The 22,435-nt window shown below is 74.4% G+C and carries 2 protein-coding genes (1 of these 2 running past the window's edge); both read left to right on the top strand.

The features are described 5' to 3' along the window. Positions 1–7,748, top strand: partial view of an amino acid adenylation domain-containing protein gene (locus ACIBW6_RS33880; protein WP_399066589.1) — the 3' portion only. It extends 7,672 nt beyond the left edge of the window; the window shows 7,748 of its 15,420 coding nt (coding positions 7,673–15,420); the start codon falls outside the window, past its left edge; its stop codon occupies positions 7,746–7,748. Further along, complete coding sequence (locus tag ACIBW6_RS33875) at positions 7,745–22,435, top strand: amino acid adenylation domain-containing protein (protein WP_399066588.1); 14,691 nt, start codon at positions 7,745–7,747, stop codon at positions 22,433–22,435. The genes ACIBW6_RS33880 and ACIBW6_RS33875 overlap by 4 nt, the downstream gene beginning before the upstream one ends.

The following is a 22,435-nucleotide window of genomic DNA, read 5'->3' as shown; positions in this document are numbered from 1 at the left end:
GGTTCCTGGACCAGTTCGAAGGCCCGAGCGCCACCTACAACATCACGGTCGCGCTCCGGCTGACCGGGCCGCTGGACGTGGCCGCGCTGCGGGCCGCGGTGGCGGACGTGGTGGCCCGGCACGAGAGCCTGCGCACGACCGTGTCGGCGGACGACGCGGGCATCCCCGTCCAGGAGGTCCTGGCGGACGGCCGGTTCACGGTGGAGATGCCGGTGACGCCGGTCGCTCCGGCCGACGTGCCCGCGCAGGTCGCCCAGGCGGCGTCCCACGCCTTCGACCTGGCCGCGGAGATCCCGCTGCGGGCCTCACTGTTCGAGGTCGCCGAGGACGAGCACGTACTGGTGCTCGTGATGCATCACATCGCCGGTGACGGCGAGTCGATGGCGCCGCTCTCGCGTGACCTGGTCACCGCCTACCGGGCCCGCCGCGCCGGCCTTGAGCCGCAGCCGGCCGCCCTGCCGGTGCAGTACGTGGACTACGCGCTGTGGCAGCAGAAGCTGCTCGGCGACGAGGACGACCCGGACAGCCGCCTCTCCACGCAACTCGCCTACTGGACAAACGAGTTGACCGGTATCCCGCAGCCGCTGCAGCTGCCCGCCGACCGGCCGCGGCCGGTCACCGCGAGCCACCGCGGCGACCGGGTGCCCTTCGTCATCGAGCCGGAGCTCTTCACCCAGGTGCGAGAGGTGGCCCGGCGCGAGGGCGCGACGGTCTCGATGGTGCTCCAGGCCGCCCTCGCGGTCCTGCTGGGCCGGCTCGGTGCCGGCGACGACGTCACGATCGGCTCGCCGATCGCCGCGCGCACCGACGAGGCCCTCGCCGGACTCGTCGGGTTCTTCGCCAACACCTGGGTGCTGCGCGCCGACCTCTCCGGCGAGCCCACCTTCCGCGACGTGCTCGCCCGGGTCCGCGAGAAGGCCCTGACCGCCTACGACAACCAGGACGTGCCCTTCGAGCGGCTGGTGGAACTGCTCAACCCCGAGCGCTCCACTGCCTATCACCCGCTGTTCCAGACCATGTTCATCTGGCAGAACGTCAGCCGGCCCGACTTCGACCTCGACGGTCTGCGCGTGGGCTACGAGCCGGTGGCCGTCGACTCCGCCAAGTTCGACCTGACCTTCGGCATGGGCGAGACAAGCGGCCCGGACGGGCGCCGCGTCGAGGGCACCGTCGAGTTCGCCGTCGACCTCTTCGACCGTGCCACGGCCGAAGCGCTCACCACCTGGTTCGAGCGGACGGTCCGCAAGGTGGTGACCCACCCGCTCACCCCGATCGCGGACATCAGCCTGCTCACGGCGGCCGAACGCCGCCGGCTCACCGCGGTCCCCGCCGGGCACCCGGTCACCGACACCGTCGTCGCCCGCTTCGAACGGCAGGCCGCGGCCACCCCCGACGCGCCCGCGGTGTCGTACGGCACCACCACGCTGACCTACCGGCAGCTCGACGAGCGGGCGAACCAGCTGGCCCGGCTCCTGGTGGAGCAGGGCGCGGGCGCCGAACGGTTCGTGGCGCTGAGCGTGCCGCGCACCCACGAACTGCCCGTCGCGATCCTCGGCATCCTGAAGTCCGGAGCGGCCTACGTGCCGGTCGACCCGGCCTACCCGGCCGACCGCATCGCGTACATGCTCCAGGACGCGCGGCCGGTCGCCACCGTCACCCCCGAGACCATCGCCGCGTCCCGGACCCACCCCACCGACCGCGTGGACACCGTCGTCACGCCCGGGCAGCCGGCGTACGTCATCTACACCTCCGGCTCCACCGGCCGGCCCAAGGGCGTCGTCGTCGGACACGACAACGTGATGCGGCTGATGGACGCGACCAACGACTGGTTCGGCTTCGGCCCCGACGACGTGTGGACGCTGTTCCACTCCTACGCCTTCGACTTCTCCGTCTGGGAACTGTGGGGCGCCCTGCTCTACGGCGGCCGGGTCGTCGTCGTGTCGTACGAGACCAGCCGCGACCCGCACGACTTCCTCGCCCTGCTCGCCGACGAGCGGGTCACCGTGCTCAGCCAGACCCCCTCGGCGTTCTACCAGCTCATGTCCGCCGACGAACAGGCGCCGCACCTCGGTGACCGGCTCGCCCTGCGGCACGTGGTGTTCGGCGGTGAGGCCCTCGACCCGGGGCGCCTCGCCTCCTGGTACGCGCGGCACGCCGACGACGCGCCGGTCCTGGTCAACATGTACGGCACCACCGAGACCACGGTGCACATCACCTACGTGGCGTTCGACGCGGCCAGTGCCGCCTCGGCCCCCGGCTCCGTCGTCGGCGTCCCCATCCCCGACCTCGCGGTCCACGTCCTCGACGAGCGGCTGCGGCCGCAGCCGCCCGGCGTCCCGGGCGACCTGTACGTGGCGGGCGCCGGACTCTCCCGCGGCTACCTCGGCAGGCCCGCCCTGACCGGCAGCCGCTTCGTCGCCGACCCGCACGGCGCCCCCGGCACCCGCATGTACCGCACCGGCGACGTCGGGCGGCGGCTCGCCGACGGGCGCCTGGAACACCTCGGCCGCAGCGACGACCAGGTGCAGCTGCGGGGCTTTCGCATCGAGCCCGGCGAGATCGAGACCGCGCTGCTCGCCGACCCGGCGGTCGCGCAGGCCGCCGTCGTCGTGCGCGACGGGCACGGCGGCGGACAGCAGCTGATCGGATACGTCGTCGCCGCGGACGGCGCCCTCGACCTGGACGCCCTGCGGACCTCGCTCGGCGGCCGCCTCCCGGCGTACATGGTGCCGTCCGCGTTCATGGTCATGGACCGGCTGCCGCTCACCGCGAACGGCAAGCTCGACCGGGCCGCGCTGCCCGAACCCGAGCTCAGCTCGGGCCGCACGTTCCGCGCCCCGCGCACCGCGCCCGAGGAACTGCTGTGCTCCGTCTACGCGGACGTGCTCGGCCTGGACCGCGTCGGCGTCGACGACGACTTCTTCGCCGTCGGCGGCGACAGCATCCGCTCCATCCAGGTCGTCGCCCGGGCCCGCGCGGCAGGCCTGGAGATCAGCCCCCGCGAGGTGTTCGAGCAGCGCACCGTCGCCGCCCTGGCCGCGCTCGCCGCGGGCCGCGAGGGCACGGCCGCGGCGCCGGCCCTCGCCGAGCTGGAGGGCGGCGGCGTGGGCCGCTCCCCCCTGCCGCCCATCGGCCGCCACCTGCTCGCGCTCGGCGGCGGCTACGGGCGGTTCCAGCAGTCGATGGTCCTCACCCTGCCCGACGGCGTGGACGCGGCGTCCCTCACCGCGACCGTGCAGGCCGTGCTCGACACGCACGACGTGCTGCGCGCCCGCCTCGTCACCGACGGCGCCGGCGCCCTGGAGACCGGTGCGCCGGGCACCGTGGCGGCCGCGTCCGTGCTGCGCCGCGTCGCCTGCGACGGCGCCTGGCACAGCGACGGCTGGCGGCACCTGCTCACCCGCGAACTCGACGCGGCCGCCGGCCGCCTCGACCCGGCCGCGGGCACCATGGCGCAACTCGTGTGGTTCGCCCCCCGCGACGGCGGCGCGGGACGGCTCCTGGTCGTCCTGCACCACCTCGTCGTCGACGGCGTGTCCTGGCGGATCCTGCTGCCCGACCTGGCCGCCGCCTGGGAGCAGGTCCGTGCGGGCCGCACCCCGGCGCTCCCGGCGGTCGGCACCTCGGCCCGCCGCTGGGCGCACGCCCTGGCGGCCCAGGCGAACCGGCCCGAGCGGGTAGCCGAACTGCCTTACTGGCAAGGGGTGCTGGCCGGACCCGACCCGCTGCTCGGGGCCCGGCCCGTGGACCCCGCGCGCGACACGATGGACACACTCGCGCGGGTGCACGTCGCCGTCCCCGCCGAGGTCACCCGGACGCTGCTGACCGCGCTGCCCGCCGCGTTCCACGGCGGTGTCGACGACGGCCTGCTCACCGCTCTGGCCCTCGCGCTCGTCCAGTGGCGCGCGCGGCGCGGCGTCAGCGAGACCTCCGCGCTGATCCGCCTCGAAGGCCACGGCCGCGAGGAGGAGTGGGTGCCGGGCGCCGACCTCTCCCGTACGGTCGGCTGGTTCACCAGCATGTACCCGGTCCGCCTCGACGTCGCGGGCTGCGACCTCACCGAGGCGATGGCCGGCGGAGCCGCCGCGGGCCACGCGATCAAGGCCGTGAAGGAACAGTTGCGGTCCGTCCCCGGCAAGGGCATGGGCTTCGGCCTGCTGCGCCACCTCAACCAGGAGACCGCGGCGCGGCTGGCCGGCGTGGAACCGCAGATCGGCTTCAACTACCTGGGCCGCTTCTCCGCCGCCGACCTGCCCGAGGAGCTGCGCGGGCTCGGCTGGGCCCAGGCCCCCGAAGGCGGCGCGCTCGCCGCCCTGGACGCCGACATGCCGGCGTCCTGCGCCCTCGACGTCAACGCGGTCGTCACCGACGGCGCGGACGGTCCCCGGCTCGGCGCCGTGTTCGCCTTCCCCGCCGCCCTCCTGGACACCGCCGACGTCGACGAACTGGCCGTCCTGTGGCAGGAGGCGCTCACCGCGCTCGCCCGCCACGTCCGCACCGACCCGACGGCCGGCGGGCTCACCCCCTCCGACCTGCCCCTGGTCGACGTGGCCCAGGCGGAGCTCGACGACTGGCAGCGCCGCTACGGCGCCCTGGCCGACGTCTGGCCGCTGACGCCGCTCCAGTCCGGGCTGCTCTTCCACGCCAAGCTCGCCGCCACCGGATTCGACGACTACACCATGCAGTTCGCCTTCCGGCTCAGCGGCCCCGTCGACGCGGCCCGGCTGCGCGCGGCCGGCCAGGCCCTCCTGGACCGCCACCCCAATCTGCGCGTCGCCTGCGTCGACACCACCGACGGACAGGTCCAACTCGTCCCCGAGAACGTCGTGTTGCCGTGGCGCGAGACCGACCTGCGCGGCCTGCCCGACGAGGCCGCACGCGTGCAGGCGTACGAGGAGCTGCTCGCCCGGGACCTGCGCACCCCGTTCGACCCGGCGCGGCCGCCCCTGCTGCGGATGGCCCTGGTCAGGACCGGCGCGACGGAGAGCGAACTCGTCCTCACCGCGCACCACGTGCTGTTCGACGGCTGGTCGCTGCCGGTCCTCGTCCAGGACCTGCTGCGCCTGTACGCCGCCCACGCCGAACCGGAGCCCCTGCCCAGGGCCCGCGGCTTCCGGACCTTCCTGACCTGGCTGAACGAGCAGGACCAGGAACGCTCCGCGCAAGCCTGGGCGCACGAGCTCGACGGGGTGCGCGAGCCGACCCTGCTGGCCGCCGCCCTGCCCAGGGACGCCGGCACGGACGGGACCGGGCAGGGCGGTGTCGGCCAGGTGGAGGTGGCGCTGGCACCCGCCGACGCCGAGGCGCTGACCCGCCGCGCCGCCGAACTCGGCGTCACCCTCAACACCCTGGTCCAGGGCGCCTGGGGGCTGCTGCTCGGCGCGCTCACCGACCGCCAGGACGTCGTCTTCGGCGCGACGGTCTCCGGCCGCCCGCCCGCCCTGGACGGCATCGACACCATGGTCGGCCTGTTCATCAACACCCTCCCCGTGCGGCTGCGGCACACCCAGGGCGAGACCCTCGCCGAGGTCCTGACCGCGCTGCAGGAACGCCAGGCGGCGCTGCTCGACCACCATCACCACGGGCTCACCGAGATCCACCGGTACACCGGGCTGAGCGTCCTGTTCGACACGATGATCGCCTTCGAGTCGTTCCCGGTGGACCAGGCCGGCCTCAGCCGGGCCAACCACGACACGGAGATGACGATCACCGGGACCCGGCCCTACGCCGGTACGCACTACCCGCTGACCGTCATCGCCGCCGCCGACCCCCTGCTGCGGCTGACCCTGCACCACCAGCGCGACACCCTCGGCGAGAACGTGGTGCGCACCCTCGCCGGCCGGTTCGCCCGGATCCTGCGGCAGATCGCCGCCGACCCCCGGCAGCGGGTGGCACAACTGGACCTGCTCACCCCGGACGAGCGGCGGCGGACGCTGTCCGCCGTGCACCGGCCCGCCGGGAGCGACGCCGAGACGACCGTGACCGCGGCCGTCGCGCGGCAGGCGGCCCGCACCCCCGACGCGGACGCGCTGATCTGCGGCGAGGACCGCCTCACCTACGCCGAACTCGACACCCGGGCCGATCGCGTGGCCGCGGACCTCGGCCGCCGCGGCGTCGGACCGGAGACGGTCGTCGCCGTCGCGCTGCCCAGGACCCCGGAGCTGGTGGTGGCCCTGCTGGCGGTCCTGAAGGCGGGCGCCGCCTATCTGCCCGTCGACCCGGCCTACCCCAGCGGCCGGCTGGCCCACGTCCTCGACCACGCAAAACCCCGGTTCCTGATCACCGACCCGGCCACCGGCCCGACGCTGCCCGACACCCCGGTCGAGCGGATCCACCTCGCCGACCTGGGCGGCGCCACCGGCGCGCGGCAGGCACCGACGGCGCCCCTGCCCGGCCACGCCGCGTACGTGATGTACACCTCCGGCTCGACCGGCAGGCCCAAGGGCGTCACCATCACCCACGGCAACATCACCCACGGCATCGCGCACCTGGCCGAGACCATCGGCGCGGCGCCGGGCCGGCGCATGCTGGCCGGCACCTCGGTCAACTTCGACGTCTCGGTCTTCGAGATCTTCACCGCCCTGTGCACGGGCGGCACCCTCGACCTGGTCCGCGACGCCCTGGTCCTCGGCGAGCGGTCCGTCCGGCCCGTCGACGTCATCAGCACCGTCCCCTCGGTCCTGACCGAACTCCTCGAACAGGGCGCGGACCGGATCCCGGCCGACACCCTCGTCCTCGCGGGGGAGGCGTTCCCCGGCGACCTCGTGCGCCGCATCCGTGCAGCGCGGCCCGGTGCGCGGATCGTCAACGGCTACGGCCAGAGCGAGACGTTCTACGCGACCGCCTTCGCCCTGGAGCCGCGGACCCCGTGGACGGCGACCGGCGGCGTCCCCCTCGGCACCCCGCTGCGCGGCGTGCGCACCTACGTGCTCGGCTCCGGCCTGGCACCCGTCCCCCCGGGGACCGTCGGCGAGCTGTACGTCGCCGGCGCGTGCATGGGCCGCGGCTACCACCGGCAGAGCGCACTGACCGCCGGCCGGTTCGTCGCCGACCCGTACGGGGCGCCCGGAGCCCGGATGTACCGCACCGGCGACCTGGCACGCTGGCGGCCCGACGGGCAACTGGAGTACGCCGGCCGCACCGACCACCAGGTCAAGGTGCGCGGCTTCCGCGTCGAACCCGCCGAGATCGAGGCCGTGCTGAGCACCGCCCCCGACGTCGGCCGCGCCACGGTCGCCACGGCCACCGCGCCGGACGGCGGCACCCGGCTGGTCGGCTACGTGACGCCGGGCCCGGGCGGCGGCGCACCGGCCGCCGACAAACTGCGGTCCTACGTCGCCGACCAACTGCCGGACTACATGGTGCCGAGCGCCGTCGTCGTCCTCGACCGGTTCCCGCTCACCCCCAACGGAAAGCTGGACCGCGCGGCCCTGCCCGCGCCCCAGTTCGCGACCACCGCAGCCCGCCCTCCGCGCACCGCGCAGGAGGAGACGCTGTGTGAACTGTTCGCCGAAGTCCTCGGTCTGGACCGGGTCGGCATCGACGACTCCTTCTTCGACCTCGGCGGCCACTCCCTGCTGGCCACCCGGCTCGCCCGCAAGATCCTTCTCCGGCTCGACGTCGAGATCCCGATCCGGTCCCTCTTCGAATTCCCCACGGTCGCCGATCTGTCAGCGCACTGGCAGAGCATGAACAGGTCGAGCAGGCCTCGGCTGCGCCGCATGACTCAAGGAGCAGATGCCAAGTGATTCCCCTGTCCTTCGCGCAGCGCCGCCTCTGGTTCCTCGACCAGATGGAAGGCCCCAGCAGCACCTACAACATCTCGATGGCCCTGCGCCTGGCCGGAGACCTCGACACCGAGGCCCTGCACGCGGCCCTGCTCGACGTGGTGGGCCGCCACGACAGCCTGCGCACCCTCTTCAGAACCGACCCGTCGGCGACGCCGTACCAGCACGTACTGCCCATGGCGGAGGCCGCGTTCGACTTCACCGTGACCCCCGTCGCCCCCGGCGACGCACTGGAGGAGGCCGCACGCTTCACCGACCGCGCCTTCGACCTGGCAGCGGCCATCCCGATCCGCGCGACCCTGCTGCGCAGCGCCCCGCGCGACCACCTCCTCGTCGTCGTCGTGCACCACATCGCCGCCGACGGCGAATCGATGGCACCCCTGGTCAAGGACCTCGTCACGGCGTACACGGCCCGCAGCGCGGGCCACGCCCCGCACTGGGACGAGCTTCCGGTGCAGTACGGCGACTACACGCTGTGGCAGCAGGAACTCCTGGGCTCCGAGGACGATCCGCACAGCCGTCTCTCCACGCAGCTGCGCTACTGGCAGAGCGAGTTGACGGGCATCCCGCAGCCGCTCGCGCTCCCGCTCGACCGGCCCCGCGGCACCGCGACGCGGCACGAGGGCGACCGGATCGCGTTCACCGTCGAACCCGACCTCGTCACCCGGCTCGGCGCCCTCGCCCGGGCCCGGCGCGCGACGCTCTCCATGGTCGTCCAGGCGGCCGTCGCCGTGCTCCTGGGCCGGCTCGGCGGCGGCGACGACATCGCCCTCGGGTCCCCGATCGCCGGCCGTACCGACGAAGCGCTGGCCGACCTCGTCGGATACTTCGCCAACACCTGGGTGCTGCGCACCGACCTGTCCGGCGACCCCACGTTCGACGAACTCGTCGACCGCGTCCGCGACAAGGCGCTGGCCGCCTACGACCACCAGGACATCCCCTTCGAACGGCTGGTGGAACTGCTCAACCCCGAGCGCTCCACCGCCTACCACCCCGTCTTCCAGACCATGTTCGTCTGGCAGAACGTGGCCCGGCCCGACTTCACGCTCCCCGGACTCGACGTGACCCCCCAGCCGGTGGGCACCCAGAGCGCCAAGTTCGACCTGACGTTCACCATGGGGGAGGCCCCCACCCCCACCGGCACCGCCGTGCACGGCAGCATCGAGTACGCGGCCGGTCTCTTCGAGCGGGCCACGGTGCGCTCCCTCGCCGACCGGCTGCTGCTCCTGCTGCGCCGGCTCGCGCAGAACCCCGGCGCCGCCCTCTCCACCGCCGACGTCCTCACCCCCGACGAGCGCGAACGCACCCTCGTCCGGTGGAACGACACCGCGGCCCCCGCCCCCGCCGACGACCTCCCCGAACTCTTCGCACGCCAGGCGGCCCGCACCCCCGACGCGCTCGCCGTCACCGACGACACGACCCCGCTGACCTACCGCGAACTCCACACCCGGGCCAACCGCCTGGCGCACTGGCTCGTCGAACGCGGCGCACAGCCCGACAGCGTCATCGCCGTGGCGCTGCCGCGCGGCACCGACATGGTCGTCGCCCTCCTCGCCGTACTGAAGGCGGGCGCCGCCTACCTGCCGATCGACCTGGACTTCCCCGCCTCGCGCAACGAGACCGTCCTGCGCGACGCGGACCCGCTGCTCGTGCTCGACGCCGCCGCCCTCGCCGCGGACCTCGACGCCTACCCGGCGACGGCGCCCACGGCGCGCTGCGGCCCGCACCACGCGGCCTACACCATCTACACGTCCGGCTCCACCGGGAAGCCGAAGGGCGTCGTCGTCCCGCGCGGCGCCCTCGGCAACTTCCTGGCCTCGATGCAGGCGACGTTCGCCCTGCGCCCGGCCGACCGGCTGCTCACCGTCACCACGATCGCCTTCGACATCGCCGCGCTCGAACTGTTCCTGCCGCTCCTGCACGGCGCGGCCGTCGTCATCGCCGACCGCGACACGGTGCTGCGGCCCGCCGCCGTCCGCGACCTCGTCGCACGGCACGCGGTGACGGTGGCCCAGGCCACCCCCTCGTTCTGGCAGATGCTCCTCACCCACGCCCCCGAGGCCCTGGACTCCCTGCGCGTCCTGGTCGGCGGCGAGGCCCTCCCCGCCGACCTGGCCCGCACCCTCACCGAGCGGGCCGCCGGCGTCACCAACCTGTACGGGCCGACCGAGACGACCATCTGGTCCACCCTCGCCGACGTCGCGGAGCACCCCGACGCCCCGCCCATCGGCCGCCCGATCGCCAACACCCAGGTCTACGTCCTGGACGCCACGCTGCGCCCGGTGGCGACCGGCGTCCTCGGCGACCTGTACATCGCCGGTGACGGCGTCGCCCGCGGCTACCTGCACCGGCACGGCCTGACCGCCGAGCGGTTCGTCGCCAGCCCCTTCGCCCCCGGCCGCCGCATGTACCGCACCGGCGACCTCGCCCGCTGGCGCGCGGACGGACAGCTGGAGTACGCCGGCCGCACCGACAACCAGGTCAAGATCCGCGGCTTTCGCATCGAACTGGGCGAGATCGAGGCGGCCCTCACCGCGCACCCCGGCGTCGCCCAGGCCGTCGTCGTCGCCCGCCCCGACCACACGGGCGGCAGCCGCCTCGCCGCGTACGTCACCGCGCAGGCCGGCGCCGACGCCCCAGGTCCGGCCGCGCTGCGGGCCTTCGTGGGCGAGCGGGTACCCGAGTACATGGTGCCCGCGACCGTCGTCGCGCTCGACGCGATGCCGCTGACCCCCAACAACAAGATCGACCGCAAGGCCCTGCCCGAGCCCGAGTTCACCGCGGGCGCCTACCGTGCGCCGCGCACCCAGGCCGAGGAAGTCCTGTGCGCGCTCTTCGCGGACACCCTCGGCCTGGAGCGGGTCGGCGCCGACGACTCCTTCTTCGACCTGGGCGGCCATTCCCTGCTGGCCACCCGTCTCGTGGCACGCATCCGCGCCGCCCTCGGCACCGACCCCGGCGTCCGCGCCGTCTTCGACACCCCCACCCCGGCCGGCCTCGCCACCCGCCTGCACACGGGCGCCGCACCGCGCCCGGCGCTCGCCCCCGCGCCGCGCACCGGGACGCTGCCGCTCTCCCATGCCCAGCAGCGGCTCTGGTTCCTCGACCAGTTCGACGGAGCGAGCGCCGCGTACAACATGCCGGTGGCGCTGCGGCTTTCGGGCCTGCTGGACGTGGCGGCGCTGCGCGCGGCGCTCGGCGACGTGACGGCCCGGCACGAGACGCTGCGCACCGTCATCGACGTGGTGGAGGGCGAGCCGGTCCAGCGGATCCTGCCCGCCACCGCCATCGAGCTGACGTGTGAGACGGCGACCGCGAAGACGCTGGCCGACGTGCTCGCCGCCGCCGCGCGGGAACCGTTCGACCTGGCCGGCGAAGCCCCGCTGCGGGCACGCCTGTTCGCGACCGGACCCGACGAGTGGGTCCTGCTGCTGGTCGCCCACCACATCGCCGCGGACGGCTGGTCGATGGCCCCGCTCCTGGCGGATCTGTCGCAGGCCTACGAGGCGCGCCGCGCCGGCGCCGCCCCGGCCTGGGCCGCGCTGCCGGTGCAGTACGCGGACTACGCCGTGTGGCAGCGCCGCCTGCTGGGCGAGGAGGACGACCCGGGCAGCCTCATCGCGCGGCAACTCGCCTACTGGCGCGAGGCGCTCGACGGGGTCCCCACGGAGATCGCGCTGCCCTACGACCGGCCACGGCCCCTGACTGCCTCGCACGCGGGGCGCACCGTGCCGTTCGCGGTGGACGCGCAGGTGCACGCGCGCCTGACACGTCTGGCGCGTGAGCACGGGGTGTCGCTGTTCATGGTGTTGCACGCGGCGCTGGCGGTGACGCTGTCGCGGGTGGGTGCGGGTGAGGACATACCGGTGGGTGCGGCGCTGGCGGGTCGTTCGGATGAGGGTCTGGACGAGCTGGTCGGGTTCTTCGTGAACACGGTGGTGCTGCGGACGGATCTGTCGGGTGATCCGACGTTCGTGGAGCTGTTGGAGCGGGTGCGGGAGGTGCATCTGGGTGCGCATGCGCATGGGGATGTGCCGTTCGACCGGTTGGTGGACGCGTTGGGTGTGGAGCGTTCGGCGGCACGTCAGCCGTTGTTCCAGGTGATGCTCGTCCTGCAGAACAACGCGCGCGGACGCCTCGACCTGCCCGGCCTGACCGCGACCGTCGAGCCGATCGGCCTGACCTCCGCGAAGTTCGACCTGACCCTGCAACTGGCCGAGGAGGCCGCCGCCCAGGGAGCCCCCCAGGGCATCTCGGGCGTCCTGGAGTACGCGGCCGACCTGTTCGACGAGGCGTCGGTCACGACCCTGGCCGACCGGTTCGCGCAGGTGCTCCATGCGGTGGCCGCGGACCCGGCGGCCCCGGTCGGCGGCGCCGACGTGTGGCTGCCGGGTGAGCGCGCGCGGCTGACCGACTGGAGCGCGGGCCCGGCCGCCGGGCCGTCGGCCTCCCTGCCGGAGCTGTTCGGGCGCTGGGTGGCGCGGACCCCGCACGCCGTGGCTCTGGAGTGCGGCGAGGTCCGGCTGTCGTTCGCGGAGCTGGACGCGCGGGCGGGCCGCCTGGGCAGCTGGCTGGCGGGCCAGGGGGTGCGGGCCGGGGACCTGGTGGGTCTGCGGCTCGCCCGGTCGGTGGAGCTGGTGGTGGCGGTCCTCGCGGTGTCGCGCCTCGGTGCGGCGTGGCTGCCGATCGACCCGGCCCATCCCGAGCAGCGGGTGCGGCACATGGTGGAGCAGGCGGCGCCGACTCTGGTCCTGGACGCCGGGCTCGTGGCGCGGGCCGAGGCGCAGGCGGCGGACGCGGGCCCGGTCCCCGCCGTCGCCTGCGAGCCCGAGCAGCTGGCGTACGTGATCTTCACGTCGGGTTCCACCGGCGCGCCGAAGGGCGTCGCGGTCACGCACGCGGGAGTGGGCGCGCTGGCGGCGTCGATGACGCGGCGCTTCGCGCTCACCCCCGACAGCCGGGTGCTGCAGCTTGCCTCGCCGAGTTTCGACGCGTCGGTGATGGAGCTGCTGATGGCGTGGGGAGCGGGAGCGGCACTGGTGGTCGCCCCGGCCGGGGTGCTGGTGGGTGAGGAGCTGGCCCAGGTCCTGACGGCAGGGCGGGTCAGCCACGCGCTGGTGCCGCCCGCGGTGCTGGCGACGGTGCCCGAACTGCCGCGCGAGGTCCTGTCCGTGCCCGTGGTGGGCGCGGAGGCGTGCCCGCCGGAGCTGGTGGCGCGGTGGGCGCCGGGACGACGGATGGTGAACGCGTACGGTCCGACGGAGGTGACGATCGCGGCGACGCTGAGCGACCCGCTGACGGTGACGGGACAGGCGCCGCCGATCGGCCGGCCGGTCCTGGACGGCACGGTGCGGGTCCTGGACGCGCGCCTGCACCCGGTACCCCCCGGCAGCGTCGGCGAACTGTACGTCGCAGGACCCGGTCTGGCCCGCGGCTACGTCCACGCGCCGGCCCTGACCGCCACCCGCTTCGTCGCCGACCCCGGCGGCACCGGCCGGCGCCTGTACCGCACCGGCGACCTGGTGCGCTGGAACGCCCGGGGCGAACTGGACTACGTCGGCCGCGCCGACGACCAGGTCAAGGTGCGCGGCTTCCGCATCGAACCCGGCGAGATCGAGGCGGCCCTCACCGCCCACCCGGAGGTCCTGCGGGCCCTCGTCGTCGCCCGCGAGACACCCGCCGCGAGCACACAGCTCGTCGGCTACGTCGTCCCCGCGGACCCCGCGAGCGCCCCGGACCCCCGGGCCGTGCGGGACTTCGCGGCCGAGCGGCTGCCCGAGTACATGGTCCCGGCCGCCGTCGTGGCCTTGGACGCGTTCCCGCTGAACACCAGCGGCAAGGTGGACCGCAAGGCGCTGCCGGAACCGGAGTTCACCGCGCACGGCGCCTTCCGCGAGCCGCAGACCGTGCTGGAGGAGAACCTGCGCGCGGCCTTCGCCGACGTGCTGGGCCTGGCGGCCGACACGATCGGCGTCGACGCCTCCTTCTTCGACCTGGGCGGCCACTCGCTGCTCGCCACCAAGCTCGTCGCGAGGATCCGTACCGGTTTCGGCGCCGAGCTCGGCGTGCGCACCGTGTTCGAGGCGCCGTCGGTGGCCGCCCTCGCGGCCCGGCTCGTCGTCGCGGACCGGGCCCGCCCGGCGCTTGTGGCGCAGGAACGCCCCGAGCGGCTGCCGCTGTCGTACGCGCAGCGACGCCTGTGGTTCCTGGACCAGTTCGAAGGGCCGAGCGCCACCTACAACATCCCGGTCGTCCTGCGGCTGACCGGGTCGCTGGACGTGGCCGCGCTGCGGGCCGCGGTGGCGGACGTGGTGGCCCGGCACGAGAGCCTGCGCACGACCGTGGCGACGGACGAGGCGGGCATCCCCTTCCAGCGGGTGAGGGCGCAGGAGGAGGCCGCGCCGCGGATGCCGGTGGTGTCCGTCGCGCCGGACGAGGTGGCCGCGCGGGTCGCCGAAGCGGCGGCGCACGCCTTCGACCTGGCCGCGGAGATCCCGCTGCGGGTCTCGCTGTTCGAGGTCGCCGAGGACGAGCACGTGCTGGTGCTCGTGGTGCACCACATCGCCGGTGACGGCGAGTCGATGGCGCCCCTCTCACGCGACCTGGTCGCCGCCTACCGGGACCGGCTGACCGGCCGGGCACCGCGGTGGGAGCCCCTCCCCGTGCAGTACGTGGACTACGCCCTGTGGCAGGAGAAGCTGCTCGGCGAGGAGAGCGACCCGCACAGCCGCCTGTCCGCTCAGCTCGCCCACTGGACCACCGAGCTGGCGGGCGTGCCGCAGCCGCTGCAACTGCCCACCGACCGCCCGCGGCCCCCCGTGGCCAGCCACCGCGGCGACCGGGTCCCCTTCACCATCGAGCCCGACCTCTTCGCGCACGTGCGGGAACTCGCGGTCCGCGAGGGCGCGACCGTCTCCATGGTGCTCCAGTCGGCGCTCGCCGTCCTGCTCAGCCGGCTCGGCGCCGGCGACGACGTCACGATCGGCTCGCCGATCGCCGGACGCACCGACGAGGCCCTCACCGGACTCGTCGGGTTCTTCGCCAACACCTGGGTGCTGCGCGCCGACCTCTCCGGCGGCCCCTCGTTCACCGACGTCCTCGCCCGGGTGCGGGAGAAGGCCCTGACGGCCTACGACAACCAGGACGTGTCCTTCGAGCGGCTGGTGGAACTGCTCAACCCCGAACGCTCCACCGCCTACCACCCGCTGTTCCAGGTGATGCTCGCCTGGCAGAACGTCAGCCGTCCCGACTTCGAACTCGAAGGGCTGCGCCTCGGCTACGAGCCGGTCGCCGCCGACTCCGCCAAGTTCGACCTGTTCTTCGGCCTGACCGAGTACGACACCGGCGCCGGGCGCGGCGTCCACGGCAGCCTCGAATACGCGGCGGACCTCTTCGACCGCGGCACGGCCGCCACCCTCGCCGGGCGTTTCGTGCGGGTGCTCCGGCAGGTGACCGCCGCCCCCGACCGCCGCGTGGACGGCGTCGACCTGCTCTCGAAGGCCGAACGCGACCAGGTCGTGACCGGCTGGAACGACACCCGCGCGCCGCTGCCGGCCCAGACGATCCCCGGCCTGTTCGAGGCGCAGGCGGCCCGCACCCCGGACGCCGTCGCCGTGCTCAGCGACGGCGTGGCCTGGACCTACCGGGAACTGGACGAGCGGGCCAACCGGCTCGCACGGGAACTGGTCGCGGCGGGCCAGGGACCGGAATCGATCGTCGGCCTCGCCCTGCCCCGCGACGCCGACCTCGTCGTCGGCATGCTGGGCATCCTCAAGTCGGGCGCCGCCTACCTGCCGATCGACCCGCGCTACCCCAGCTCCCGCCTGGACTTCGTCCTGGCCGACGCCCGCCCCGACGTGATCGTCACGGACACCGCGACCGTCGGCGTCCTGCCGGACACCGACGCCACCTGCCTCCACCTCGACCGGCTCGACCTGTCGCGCGGGGACGGACGCGCCCTCGACACCACGCAACGGCCCGCTTCCTGGGGGCCGGACAGTCTCGCGTACGTGATGTACACGTCCGGCTCGACGGGGAACCCGAAGGGCGTCGCCATCCACCACGCCAACCTCGTCAACGGCGTGCTCCGCCTCGCCGACGTGGTCGACGTCCGGGCGGGCTCGCGCATGCTGGGCGCCACCTCCGTCAACTTCGACGTGTCGGCCTTCGAGGTGTTCACCGCGCTCAGCCGCGGCGCGAGCGTCGAGATCGTCCGGGACGTCCTGGAACTGGCCGAACGCGGCGGCTGGCAGGGCGGCTCGCTGCAGGCCGTGCCCTCCGTCTTCTCCGAGATCCTCGACACGGTGACGGGGAAGATGGACGTGGACACGGTGGTCCTGGGCGGCGACAGCCTGCCCGCCACCCTCCTGGACAAGGTGCGCGCCGCGATCCCCCGGGCGCGCCTCGTCCAGGCGTACGGCCAGACCGAGGACTTCTACGCCACCACCTTCGAGATCCCCGAGGACTGGAGCGGCACCGGCAACGTGCCCATCGGCGCGCCGCTCGGCAACATGCGCACCTACGTCCTCGGCCCGGGCCTCGTACCGGTCCCGGTCGGGGTCACCGGCGAGTTGTACGTCGCCGGAGCGGTGGGCCGCGGCTACCACAACCGGCCCGGGATCACCGCGGAACGCTTCGTCGCCGACCCCTTCGGGCCGGCGGGGGAGCGCATGTACCGCACCGGAGACCTGGTGCGGTGGAGCGCGGACGGACAGCTGGAGTACCTGGGCCGCGGCGACACCCAGATGAAGCTCCGCGGCTTCCGCATCGAGCCCGGCGAGGTCGAGGCCGCGCTCGTCGCGCACCCCGGGGTGCGCCAGGCCGTGGTCCAGCTGCGGCGGGCCGCCGAGGGCGGCGAACAACTCGTCGGCTATGTCGTGCCGTTCGCCGAGGGGCCCGCGGCGGCCCCGGACACCGAGGAGCTGCGCAGGTTCGTCTCGGGCCGGCTCCCGGAGTTCATGGTCCCGTCCGCCTTCGTGGTCCTCGACCGGTTCCCGCTCGACCCCAACGGCAAGATCGACCGGCGCGCGCTGCCCGCCCCCGCCCCGCGCGGCACGGACTTCCGGCTCCCCGCGACCCCGCGTGAACAGGCGCTGTGCGAGGTCTTCGGCGAGGTGCTCGGCGCCGCCCGGATCGGTGTCGACGACGACTTCTTCACCGTCGGCGGCGACAGCATCCGCTCCATCCAGGTCGTCGCCCGGGCCCGCGCCCGGGGCATCGAGGTCAGCCCCCGCGACGTGTTCGAACACCGGACGGTGGCCCGGCTCGCCGAAGTGGCGCGCGACCTGGGAGCACAGGAGGAGACCGCCGTCCTGGCGGAGCTGGAGGGCGGCGGCACCGGCTGGTCCCCGCTGCCCCCCGCCGGCCGGTACCTGCTCGAACTCGGCGGCGGCTACCACCGGTTCCAGCAGTCGATGGTGCTGACACTGCCGCAGGAGGTGACGGCCGCCGGACTCGCCGCCACCGTCCAGGCGGTCCTCGACACCCACGACATGCTGCGCGCCCGCCTGGTCACCGGCGCGGCCGCCGAGGACGGCGAACCCGGCCTCGTCGTCGACGCCCCGGGCTCGGCCGTGGCGGCCGACCTGATCCACCGGGTGCCGTGCACCGGACAGTGGACGTCACAGCAGTGGCGCACCCAGCTGGCCGCGGAGCTGGACGCGGCCACGGGCCGGCTCGACCCGGCGGCCGGCCGGATGGCACAGCTCGTCCGGTTCGACCCCCGAGGCGGCGGCCCGGGCCGCCTCCTCGTGGTCCTGCACCACCTGGTCGTCGACGGGGTGTCGTGGCGCATCCTGCTGCCCGACCTGGCCGCCGCCTGGGAGCAGGTGCACGCGGGCAGCACGCCCGTCCTCGCACCGGTGGCGACCTCCGCACGACGCTGGACGCACGCCCTGGCCGAGGAGGCGGTCCGCCCCGGCCGCACGGCCGAACTCCCGCTGTGGCGCGCCATGCTGGAGGGCCCCGACCCGCTGCTCGGCGAGCGGCGGATCGATCCGGCCGTCGACACCATGGCCACCGTGGAACGGATCCAGGTCTCCGTCCCCGCCGACATCACCGACACGCTCCTGACCGCGCTGCCCGCCGCCTTCCGCGCAGGCGCGAACGACGGCCTGCTCACGGCGCTCGCCCTGGCTCTCGCGACCTGGCGCGCCCGCCGCGGCGTCAGCGAGGCGTCGACGCTGATCCGGATGGAGGGACACGGTCGCGAGGAGGACGTCGTGCCCGGCGCGGACCTGTCGCGCACCGTGGGCTGGTTCACCAGCATGTTCCCGATGCGCCTGGACGTGACCGGCTGCGACCTCGCCGAGGCGCTGGCGGGAGGGGACGCCGCCGGCCGCGCGGTCAAGGCCGTCAAGGAGCAACTGCGGGCGGTCCCCGACAAGGGCATGGGCTTCGGCCTGCTGCGCCACCTCAACCCGCGGACCGCACGCGAACTGTCCGCCTTCCCCGAAGGCCAGATCGGGTTCAACTACCTCGGCCGCTTCTCCGCGGCCGACATGCCCGAGGAGCTGCGCGGGCTCGGCTGGATCCAGGCACCCGAGGGCGGCGTGATCGCCGACCTCGACGCCGACATGCCCGCGATGTCGGTCCTGGACGTCACCGCCGTCGCGTCCGACACCGACGAGGGCCCCCTGCTGGGCGCCGTCTTCAGCTTCCCCGCCACGATCCTGGCGGCCGCCGACGTCCGGGAACTGGCCGACCTGTGGGTCGAGGCGCTGACCGCGCTCGCCCACCACGTGCGCAGCGACCCCCGGGCAGGCGGCCTCACCCCGTCCGACCTGCCGCTGGTGGAGGTCGGGCAACCGGAGCTCGACGTGTGGCAGAAGGGGTACCCGGGCCTGTCCGACGTCTGGCCGCTGACGCCGCTGCAGTCCGGACTCCTCTTCCACGCGCAGCTCGCCGACACGGCCTTCGACGCGTACAACATGCAGCTGGCCTTCGAGCTCACCGGCCCCGTCGACCCCGGCCGGCTGCGCGCGGCCGGGCAGGCACTCCTGGACCGCCACCCCAACCTGAGGGCCGCCTTCGTCCCCGACACCGGCGGCGGACACGTCCAGCTCGTCGTCGACGGCGTCGAACTGCCGTGGCGGGAAGCCGACCTGCGCGCCGTCGCGGACCGCTCCGCGCGCGAGGCCGCCTACGACGACCTCCTCGCCGGCGACCTGCGCACCAACTTCGACCCGGCCCGGCCGCCGCTGCTGCGCATGACCCTGGTGCGGACCGGGGACACCGTCTGCCACCTCGTCCTGACCGCCCACCACACGCTGTTCGACGGCTGGTCGCTGCCCGTCCTGCTGCAGGACCTGCTGCGGCTGTACGCCGGGCACGGCGACGCGACCGGGCTGCCGCAGACCCGCGGCTTCCGGGACTTCCTGGTCTGGCTCGCCGCACAGGAGCCGACCGCCGCCGCCCAGGCCTGGGCCCGTGAACTGGCCGGGGTCGAGGAGCCCACCCTGCTCGCCGCGGACCGCGAGGAACGCGACGAGGACGGCATCGGCATCCTCGACGTCCCCCTGTCGGCGCAGGACGCCCGGACGCTGGCCCGCCGGGCGGCCGAACTCGGCGTCACCGTCAACACGCTGGTGCAGGGCGGCTGGGCGCTGCTCCTCGCCGGCCTGACCGGCCGCGACGACGTGGTCTTCGGCGCCACCGTCTCGGGACGGCCGGCCACCCTGCCCGGAGCCGACTCCATGGTCGGCCTGTTCATCAACACCCTGCCGGTGCGCGTCACCTGCACACCCGGGCAGAGCCTCGCCGAGCTGTTCACCGAGCTGCAGCGCCGCCAGGCCGCACTCCTGGACCACCACCACTACGCACTGAGCGCCCTGCACCGCGACACCGGTCTCAACGTCCTGTTCGACACCATGATCGCGTTCGAGTCGTACCCGGTGGACCAGGCGGGCCTCGGCGCCGCGGGGACGGCCAGCGAACTGGCGGTCACCGGCATCCGCCCGTTCTCCGGCACCCACTACCCGCTCACGGTCATCGCGGTGACCGAGCCCCACCTGCGCCTGACCCTCCACTACCAGCAGGGCCTCTTCGAGGAGTCCGCGGCCGAGGACATCGCCGAACGCTTCGCGCGGATCCTCGCGCAGACGGCCGCCGAGCCCGGCACGCGCACCGGCCGCCTGGAACTCCTCGCACCCGCCGAGCGGCACGTGGTGCTCGACCGGTGGAACTCCACCGGCACCGAACCGGCCCTGACCACGATCCCGGCCGCCTTCGCCCGACAGGTGGCCGAGCGCCCGGACGCCGTCGCCCTGGTCCACCAGGACACGGCCCTGACCTACCGGGAACTCGACACGATGGCGGACCGGGTGGCCGGCGCCCTCGTGCGCAGGGGCGTGCGACCCGAGACGATCGTGGCGGTCGCCCTGCCCCGCACACCGCACCTGGTGGCCGCGCTGCTCGGCGTGCTCAAGGCGGGCGGCGCGTACCTGCCCATCGACCCGGCCTACCCCAGCGACAGACTGGCCCACGTCCTGTCCCAGGCCCGGCCCCGGTGGGTCCTGACCGACGCCGCGACCGAGACGGTGCTCCCGCACAGCGACGTCCCGCGCATCCACCTCGACACCGTCCTCGACGAGGACACCGAGCCCACACCGGCGGCCGCCGCGGTGCCGCGCCCGGACAACACCGCGTACGTGATGTACACCTCCGGCTCGACCGGCACCCCGAAGGGTGTCGCGATCACCCACGGCAACGTGACCAACGGCGTCGCGCAACTCGCCGCGGCGCTGGCGGTCGGGCCCGGACAGCGCATGCTGGCCGGGACCTCCGTCAACTTCGACGTCTCCGTGTTCGAGATGTTCACGGCGCTGACCACCGGCGCCGCCATCGAGCTGGTACGTGACGCCCTGGTCCTCGCCGAGGGCGCGGGCCGCGGCGCCGACGTCGTCAGCACCGTTCCCTCCGTCTTCGCGGAACTCCTGGAACAGCGGACCGACATCGACGCCCGCACGCTCGTCTTCGCCGGCGAGGCGCTCCCGGACACCCTCGTGCGCCGGATCGCGCAGCGGCTGCCGAACGCCCGGATCGTCAACGCCTACGGGCAGAGCGAGTCGTTCTACGCGACGCTGTGGTCCGGGGCCGGGGCGAGCACCGGCACCGGACCGGGCGCCCCCATCGGAGCCCCGCTCGGCGGCGTGCGGACCTACGTCCTCAACGCGGGCCTCGCACCCGTCCCGGTGGGCGTCGTCGGCGAGCTGTACGTGGCAGGGGCGTGCCTGGGCCGCGGCTACCACGGCCGGGGCGCGCTCACCGCCGAGCGGTTCGTCGCGGACCCCCACGGGGCGCCGGGCACCCGCATGTACCGCACCGGCGACCTGGCCCGCTGGACCGCCGACGGACAGCTGGAGTACGCCGGACGCAGCGACCACCAGGTCAAGATCCGCGGCTTCCGCATCGAGCCCGGAGAGGTCGAGGCCGCCCTGACGGCCTGCGCCGCGGTCTCCCAGGCCGTCGTCGTCGCCCGCGACGGCCACGGCACCGGACGGCACCTGGTCGCCTACGTCACCGCGCACGGCCCGCGCGAGGAGGTGACCGCGGAGCTGCTGCGCGAGGAACTGACCGGCCGGCTGCCCGACTACATGGTGCCGAGCGCGTTCGTCGTCCTGGACCGCCTGCCGCTCGCCCCCAACGGCAAGCTCGACCGCGCGGCGCTGCCGGAGCCGGCCCTGGCCACCGCCGTCCACCGGGCCCCGCGCACCCCCCAGGAGAGCGTGCTGTGCGGCCTGTTCGCCGAGACGCTCGGCGTCGAGCGGGTGGGCCTCGACGACTCCTTCTTCGACCTCGGCGGAGACTCGCTGCTGGTCACGAGGGTCACCAACCGGATCCTGATGCTGCTCGGGGTGCGGCTGCCGCTGCGCGCGGTCTTCGAGACCCCGACCGTCGCCGGCCTGGCGCGACGGCTCGACTCCGGCGTCGACGCCGGGCAGTCCGTCGACCCGTACGCGGTGGTGCTGCCGCTCAGGACCGGCGGCGCGCAGCCGCCGGTGTGGTGGTTCCACCCGGGCGGCGGCCTGAGCTGGTGCTACATGGGCTTCGCCCCGCACCTGCCGGCCGACCGGCCGAGCTACGGCATCCAGGCCCGGGGCCTGGACGGAGCCACCCCGCTGCCCGGGTCCGTCGAGGAGATGGTCGCGGACTACACGGACCAGCTGCTCGCCGTGCAGCCCCAGGGCCCCTTTAACCTGGCCGGCTGGTCGTTCGGCGGCACCCTGGCCCACGCGGTCGCCGGCGAACTGCAGCGGCGCGGACACGAGGTGGGCCTGCTGGCCCTGCTGGACTGCGCGCCGAGCACGTTCTTCGCGGCCAGCAAGGACGCCCCTGAGGCCGAGGTCCGCAGCATGTTCGAGGCGTACGTCGCGATGGCCGACCACGAGGCGCTCGTGGACCGCATGACCGGGATCCAGATCGAGCACCTCGCGCTGATGCGCCGGTTCACCTCGCCCGTCTTCCGCGGCGAGGCGCTGTTCTTCAGCGCCACGGTGGACTCGCCCGAGGCCATCGCCGAGCACTGGAAGCCGTACGTCCTCGGCGGGATCCAGGAGTACGAGATCGAGTGCAGCCACCACGCGATGCACCTGCCGGAACCGGCCGCGAGGATCGCCGCGGTCATCGGGGAGGCGCTCCAGGGACACTGA

Source organism: Streptomyces sp. NPDC049813 (assembly GCF_044465085.1).
Lineage (GTDB): Bacteria > Actinomycetota > Actinomycetes > Streptomycetales > Streptomycetaceae > Streptomyces.
This window is presented reverse-complemented; position numbering and strand designations above follow the sequence as displayed.